A 6,288-nucleotide genomic window follows, 5' to 3' on the forward strand; every position below is an offset into this window, starting at 1 on the left:
TTGACCACCACCCGTCCGACCGGGATGTAGCGGGCGGTGAAGATCATCGCCGCCCCGCGCCGGTCGAGCCCGCGGGCGGCCCGTTCGCGCAGCGCCGCCCGGCGCGGACCGCGCAGGAACCGCGGCCCCCAGCGGCGTCCCACCGCGTAGGCCAGGTTGTCCCCCAGCCAGGCCCCGAGGGCGGCGACCCCGATCAGCGGCCACAGCGAGGGCTCGCCGGTGCTGACCGAGACCGCCGCCAGCGCCACCACCACCGACTCGCTGGGCAGCGGCGGCAGCAGCCCGTCCAGCGCCGCCAGCGCGAGCACCACCAGCAGCACCAGCGGGGAGCCCGCCAGGGTGAGCACGGCGTCGAGGAAGGCGTCGAGGATCTCGGTCACACGGCCATCCCAGCGGCGCCGCCGCCCGGCGACATCCGGCTCGGGACCCACCGCTCCCCGACCCGTCCCCGACCGTGGACCGAGGGACTGCGACCGGCGTCAGTCCAGCAGCTCGCGGACCACGCCGTCGGCCAGCAGCCGGCCGTCCAGGGTGAGCACCACCCGGTCGGCCTCCAGCCGCACCAGCCCGCGGGCCTCCAGCCCGGGCAGCCGGGCCCGCTCGGTGGCGGTCAGCCAGCGCTGCTCCAGACCCTCGGCCAGCCGGATGCGCAGCAGCACCTGCTCGACCCTCCGGGCCCCGGCGTCGAGCACCTCGCGGGCGTGCCCGGGTGAGCGTCCGGCGGCCAGCGCGGCGGCGTAGCGGGCGGGGTGCTTGACGTTCCACCAGCGCACGCCGCCGACGTGGCTGTGCGCGCCCGGCCCGACGCCCCACCAGCTGGTGCCACGCCAGTAGGCGAGGTTGTGCCGGCAGTGGTCGGCCGGGGTGCGGGCCCAGTTGCTCACCTCATACGCGCTGAACCCGGCGGCGGTGAGCAGCTCCTCGGCCAGCAGGTACTTGTCGGCCAGGTCGTCGTCGTCGGGCACCGCCACCTCGCCGCGGCGGATCCGCGCGGCCAGCCGGGTGCCGTCCTCGACGATGAGCGCGTAGGCGCTGAGGTGGTCAGGGCCCGCCTCCAGCGCCGCCTCCAGGCTGGCCCGCCAGTCCTCCAGCGTCTCGCCGGGGGTGCCGTAGATGAGGTCGAGCGAGACGTGCTCGAAGCCGGCGGCCCGGGCCTCGGCGACCGCCTGCTGCGGGCGTCCGGGCGAGTGCACCCGGTCGAGCACCGCCAGCACGTGCGGGCGCACCGACTGCATCCCGAACGAGACCCGGGTGAACCCGTGCTCGCGCAGCCGGGCCAGCCCGGCGGCGTCCACCGACTCCGGGTTGGACTCGGTGGTCACCTCCGCGTCGTCGGTCAGCCCGAACCGGTCCCGGACGCCGGCCAGCAGCCGGCCGAGGTCGTCCGGCGGCAGCAGCGTGGGCGTCCCGCCGCCGACGAAGACCGTGTCCACGGCCGGAGTGTCGGCACCCAGCACCCGGGCGGCGAGGTCGAGCTCGGAGAGCGCGGCGTCGACGTAGCCGGCCCGGCTGGCGCCGGGGGCGCTGCCGAGCTCGTCGGCGGTGTAGGTGTTGAAGTCGCAGTAGCCGCAGCGGGTGGCGCAGAACGGCACGTGCAGGTAGAGGCCGAGCGGGGTGCCGGGCACCTCCGCCAGCGCCGACGGGGGCAGGCTGCCGTCGGCGGGAACGGGTTCGCCGTCGGGGAGCTGCGAGGGCACCGCGTCACTGTAGTCGCCGCTGCGCAGCCCGCCCGGTCGCCGGCCGCGGTACGGGTGTGGATGCATCCGGACGGGGGTACCGCGACGAGGGAAGGAGTCGGCCGGGCGACCCAGGAGTGAGGAGAGGTCATGATCGACCGTCGGAGGTTGCTGCTGGGAGGTGCAGGGCTGGGGGCCGCCGCGCTCAGCGGGTGCGCCGGGTTCACCGGGCAGACCGGGCAGGACGGGGAGGCTCCGCAGGGCCAGACCACGCTGACCTTCGTCAACTGGTCCGGGGACGCCGAGAAGGCCGCCTTCGACGCGCTGATCAGCCGCTTCGAGCAGGCCAACCCCGACATCCGGGTGGAGACCCAGACGGTCCCCTACGCCGACATCTCCACCAACATCGACTCCCGCTTCCAGGCGGGAGACCCGCCGGACCTGTTCCGGGTCTCCTACATCGACATCGGCCTCTACACCAGCCAGGGCGTGCTGCTCGACCTGTCGGAGACGATCGGCGCCCGCTCCGGCGACTTCGTGCCCGGGCTGTACGAGGCGGTGGTGGTCGACCAGGTGCCCTACGGCGTCCCGCACCAGATCGACACCACCGCGGTGCTCTACCGGACCGACGCGTTCGAGGCGGCCGGCATCACCGACGTCCCGACCGGTCTGGACCAGGCCTGGAGCTGGGAGGAGCTCGCCGAGGTCGCCGACCGGCTGAAGGGCGTCACCGGATCCGACCAGTACCCCTTCGTCTACAACTGGCAGGCCGCGGGCGCCTACCGGTGGCTGTCCTGGCTGTTCCAGGCCGGCGGCGCGCTGCTCACCCCCGGTCTGGACGCCGCCGCGATCGCCAGCGAGGAGGGCCGACGCGCGGTCCAGTTCACCCAGCGCTTCTTCACCGAGGAGTGGGTGGCCCGCAACACCTCGACCAAGGCGACCACCTACGCCAGCGACGAGTTCGTGGCCGGGGCGGCCGCGATGGCCTTCGTCGGCGACTTCTCGCTGCCGACGATCGACGCGGGCGTCGACTTCGAGTACGGGGTGCTGCCGATGCCGCGCGACGTCGAGTCGGCCAGCGACCTCGGCGGCAACGCCGTGGTGGCCGCCGCCGAGGGCCCGAACACCGAGGCCGCAGCCCGGTTCTGCGCGTTCATCGCCGAGCAGGAGCAGATGCGCACCTACTGCGAGGCCACCGGCCAGCTGCCGACGCTGACCGCGCTGACCGAGACCGAGCTCGCCTTCGAGGTGCGGCCCGACCTGATGCCGACCTTCGTCGAGCAGGCCACCACGCTGACCGCCGAGCAGGTCCGCCAGGTGACGGTGCCGGCCTTCGGGCGGATCAACGCGCTGCTGGGTGACGAGCTGGAGCAGGCCTTCCTGGGCGGCCGGGACGCTGCCGCCACCGTCGACGCGCTGGCCGCCGCCGTGGACGGGGCGCTGGGGTGAGCGCGCTGTCCGTCCCCGGCGTGCGCCGCCGGGGTCGGGGCGACCGGTCCGCGCCGCTGTTCGCCGGCCCGGTGGTGCTGCTCGCAGGGCTGTTCCTGGTGCTGCCGATGGGGCTCGCGCTGGTCTTCTCGCTGACCGAGATCGCCCCGCTCAGCGGGAAGGTCGGCTGGGTCGGCCTGACCAACTTCGCCACGATGGCGGCCGACCCGACGTTCTTCCGCTCGCTGCTCAACACCGCGCTGTTCGCGCTGGTCACGGTGCCGGGCAGCATGGCCATCGGGCTGGCGCTGGCGCTGCTGATGAACTCGGTGCTGCCGGCCCGGCCGCTGTTCCGCACCGTCGTCTACCTGCCGCTGGTGATCTCCGGGGTCGCGGTGGGACTGATCGGCAGCCTGCTGTTCAACGAGACCAGCGGGGTGCTGCGGGCGCTGGCGCTGACGTTCGGGCTGCCGGTGGTGCCGTGGCAGTCCTCCGGCCCGGCCGCCTTCGCCTCGGTGGTGCTGATCACGCTGTGGATCCGGGTCGGCTTCTGCATGATCATCTACCTGGCCGCGCTGCAGGCCGTCCCGCCGGAGCTGCACGAGGCCGCCCAGGTGGAGGGGGCGAGCGGGTGGCAGCGGTTCCGCCACGTGACCCTGCCGCTGCTCGGCCCGGCCACCTTCTTCCTGCTGATCATGAGCGTCATCTACTCGTTCAACGTCTTCGACACCGTCTTCGTGCTCACCGGCGGCGGGCCCGGCTCGGCCACCGAGGTGCTGGGCACCTACGCCTACGACACCGCCTTCGGCCCGGCCCGCGACCAGGGCTACGGCGCGGCGATCGGGGTGGTGGTGTTCGTGCTGACGATGGCCTTCACCCTGGTGCAGTGGCGGCGCAGCCGGGCGGCGCGGGACGGGGCGCTGTGATGGTCGCCACGGTGCCGACCCGCGGGCTGACGGTGGTGGACGCCCGGGCGCACACGGCCCGCACCCCCGGACGTCCCGGCCGCCGCCGGGTGGGCTGGACGCTGCGGGTGGTGGCGGCGGTGCTGGTGGCGGTCGTCATGGTGTTCCCGCTGTGGGTGATGCTGGTGACGGCCTTCTCCTCCGGCTCGGCCTACTCCCAGACGCTGCGGCTGTGGCCGTCCGAGCCCACCCTGGGCAACTTCACCCGGGTGTTCGCGGCCTGGCCGGTGGGGTCGTGGTTCGCCAACTCGGTGGCGGTGGCCGGTGTGACCACCGTGCTCAGCGTGGCGGTCAGCCTGACCGGTGGGTTCGCCTTCGCCAAGCTGCGCTGGGTGGGCCGGACACCGGTGTTCCTCCTGCTGCTGGCCACGATGATGATCCCCACCCAGGCGATCCTCGTGCCGCAGTTCCGGCTGGTCAGCTCGCTCGGGCTGGTGGGCACGTTCTGGGCGGTGATCCTTCCCGGGGCGGCGGCCACCTTCGGCATCTTCCTGGCCCGGCAGTTCCTGATGGCGATCCCCACCGAGCTCGTCGAGGCGGCCCGGGTGGACGGGGCGTCCACCCCGCGGGTGTTCTGGAGCATCGTGCTGCCGCTGTGCCGGCCGCTGGTCGCCGTGCTGACCCTGCTCGCGCTGATGTACCAGTGGAACGACTTCCTGTGGCCGCTGATCGTGCTCCGCGACCCGGCGCTGTTCACGCTGCCGATCGGGTTGCAGTTCCTGCAGGGCCAGTACCTCACCGACTACGGCGCGCTGATGGCGATGACGCTGCTGGCGACTGCGCCGCTGGTGGTGCTGTTCCTGGTCTTCCAGCGCTACTTCGTGCAGGGCCTGGCCACCACCGGCCTGCGCTGAGGCGCCGCCGGCCCCGCCGCCGCTACGGTGGCGCCATGGCGCAGCCGACCCTCCGCCTCGACCACCACGGGTTGTCCCTCGAGGGGGTCGCGGTCTCCTTCCCCGTCCGCGCGGCACTGCTCGCCGAGCGGTGGGGTCAACCCGAGCGGTGGGTCGGCAGCGGGGGCACCGTGCTGACCTGGCACGAGCTCGGCCTCTTCGCCCACGAGGCCGACGAGGAGCACGTCACGACGCTGTGCCTGCAGCTGCTCCCCGAGCCCGGCGCCCCCGACTTCGCCCCGCGCTCGACCTTCGCCGGCACCTTCCTGGTCGACGGCTCGCCCGCGGCGCAGGGCATCGCCGGTGCGGACGCGGTCGACATCACGGGGCTGGCGAGCACCGTGCTGCACGGCGTCCAGGTCCACGTCACCCACGCCGACGACGCGGTGGAGTCGATCGAGCTGACCAGTCCGGCGCCGACGCCGCCGCCCGTGCCGCGGGAGGAGTACCTCCTCCGTCCGGCCACCGGCCCGGCACTGCGCTTCACCGACCTCAACCTCAAGCTGGCCGTCGTGGACGAGCTGATGTACCGGCAGCAGGTGCTCGGACCGACCTTCTCGCTCCGCGAGTTCGTCCGCTGGTACGACGGCCGGACGATCGACCTCGAGCGCGAGGCCGGTCGCCCGGTGCCGGAGGTGCTGGAGTACTTCACGGAGCTCGAGATCGAGCAGAGCCTGGCCGACCGCGTCCGGGAGCTGGTGGTCGACGCAGGCAACGAGATCTACCAGCAGGTCGCCCCGTGGTGGGACGGCGAGGACGCGACCTTCGACATCGGCTCGTGGGACGACCTCGCGCTGCTGCCCGCCCTCGAACGCCTCGAGTTCGTCTCGCTCACCCCCGACCCCGCCACCCTCGGCGCGCTGCGGGAGCGGGGGCTGCAGGTCGACGCCTGAGCTGCGCCCTCAGCCGGCGTGCCAGAGGGTCTGCAGGTCGCCGAAGTCGAGCCCGCCGGCGAGCGAGTCGAAACGGCCGTGCTCGAGGATGTCGGAGGCCGAGGCCAGCGCCGTCGCGTAGGCGAGGGAGGCGATGTCGTTGCCGACGCTGATCCGGCGGACACCGGCTGCGCGCAGCTGGGCGGCCGTCGGACCGCCGGCGGCGGCGAGCACGTTGACCGGGGCGGCGATCGCGGCGGTGAGCCGGGCGAGCACCGCCAGGTCGAGCAGCCCGGGGACGAAGACGCTGCCCGCCCCGGCCGCCAGATAGGCCCTGGCCCGCGAGACCGTCTCGGCGAAGGCCCCCTCCCCCCTCCCGCCGAGCAGGTAGACGTCGGTGCGCGCGTTCACCCACAGCCCCGTGCCGGCGGCGGCCGCCACCGCCTCGGCGGCC

Annotated in this window: 7 protein-coding genes; 4 read left to right on the forward strand and 3 right to left on the reverse strand. The window is 73.8% G+C overall.

All coding sequences use genetic code 11. The features are described from left to right. Both DVA66_RS15565 and hemW read right to left on the reverse strand, forming a co-directional pair. The coding region (locus tag DVA66_RS15565) for a DedA family protein (protein ID WP_198671819.1) at window positions 1-380 on the reverse strand (380 nt) is incomplete at its 3' end. Window positions 381-479: 99 nt separating this feature from the next. Continuing rightward, window positions 480-1,697, reverse strand: coding sequence for a radical SAM family heme chaperone HemW (gene hemW, locus DVA66_RS15570; protein WP_114560906.1), 1,218 nt, complete (start codon window positions 1,695-1,697; stop codon window positions 480-482). A 129-nt stretch (window positions 1,698-1,826) separates the two neighbouring features. On the opposite strand from hemW, the gene DVA66_RS15575 reads away from it, so the two are divergent. Genes DVA66_RS15575 through DVA66_RS15590 form a run of 4 tightly spaced genes read left to right on the forward strand, consistent with a single transcriptional unit; the run spans window position 1,827 to window position 5,855 of the window. Beyond that, window positions 1,827-3,125 (forward strand): ABC transporter substrate-binding protein, encoded by a 1,299-nt coding sequence (locus DVA66_RS15575; RefSeq protein WP_114560907.1) that lies wholly within the window; start codon window positions 1,827-1,829, stop codon window positions 3,123-3,125. Then, complete coding sequence (locus DVA66_RS15580) at window positions 3,122-4,030, forward strand: carbohydrate ABC transporter permease (protein ID WP_198671820.1); 909 nt, start codon at window positions 3,122-3,124, stop codon at window positions 4,028-4,030. The genes DVA66_RS15575 and DVA66_RS15580 overlap by 4 nt, the downstream gene beginning before the upstream one ends. Next, the gene (locus DVA66_RS15585; RefSeq protein ID WP_198671821.1) at window positions 3,991-4,923 is read left to right on the forward strand and encodes a carbohydrate ABC transporter permease; all 933 of its coding nucleotides are present in this window, start codon (window positions 3,991-3,993) and stop codon (window positions 4,921-4,923) included. The genes DVA66_RS15580 and DVA66_RS15585 overlap by 40 nt, the downstream gene beginning before the upstream one ends. Window positions 4,924-4,958: 35 nt before the next feature. After that, window positions 4,959-5,855 (forward strand): DUF6892 domain-containing protein, encoded by an 897-nt coding sequence (locus DVA66_RS15590; protein ID WP_114560908.1) that lies wholly within the window; start codon window positions 4,959-4,961, stop codon window positions 5,853-5,855. Window positions 5,856-5,864: 9 nt separating this feature from the next. Here the strand turns inward: DVA66_RS15590 and DVA66_RS15595 are convergent. Next, window positions 5,865-6,288 (reverse strand): isocitrate lyase/phosphoenolpyruvate mutase family protein (locus DVA66_RS15595; protein WP_198671822.1); only part of this gene is annotated, 424 nt, incomplete at its 5' end.

Origin of the sequence: Desertihabitans aurantiacus (assembly GCF_003344635.1) — a bacterium.
GTDB classification, from domain to species: Bacteria; Actinomycetota; Actinomycetes; order Propionibacteriales; family Propionibacteriaceae; genus Desertihabitans; species Desertihabitans aurantiacus.

What these genes read in the sequence shown, in the direction of transcription:
- DVA66_RS15590 (WP_114560908.1), top strand. Translation starts at nt 4,959, where the DNA reads ATGGCGCAGCCGACCCTCCGCCTCGACCACCACGGGTTGTCCCTCGAG.
- DVA66_RS15575 (WP_114560907.1), top strand. Translation starts at nt 1,827, where the DNA reads ATGATCGACCGTCGGAGGTTGCTGCTGGGAGGTGCAGGGCTGGGGGCC.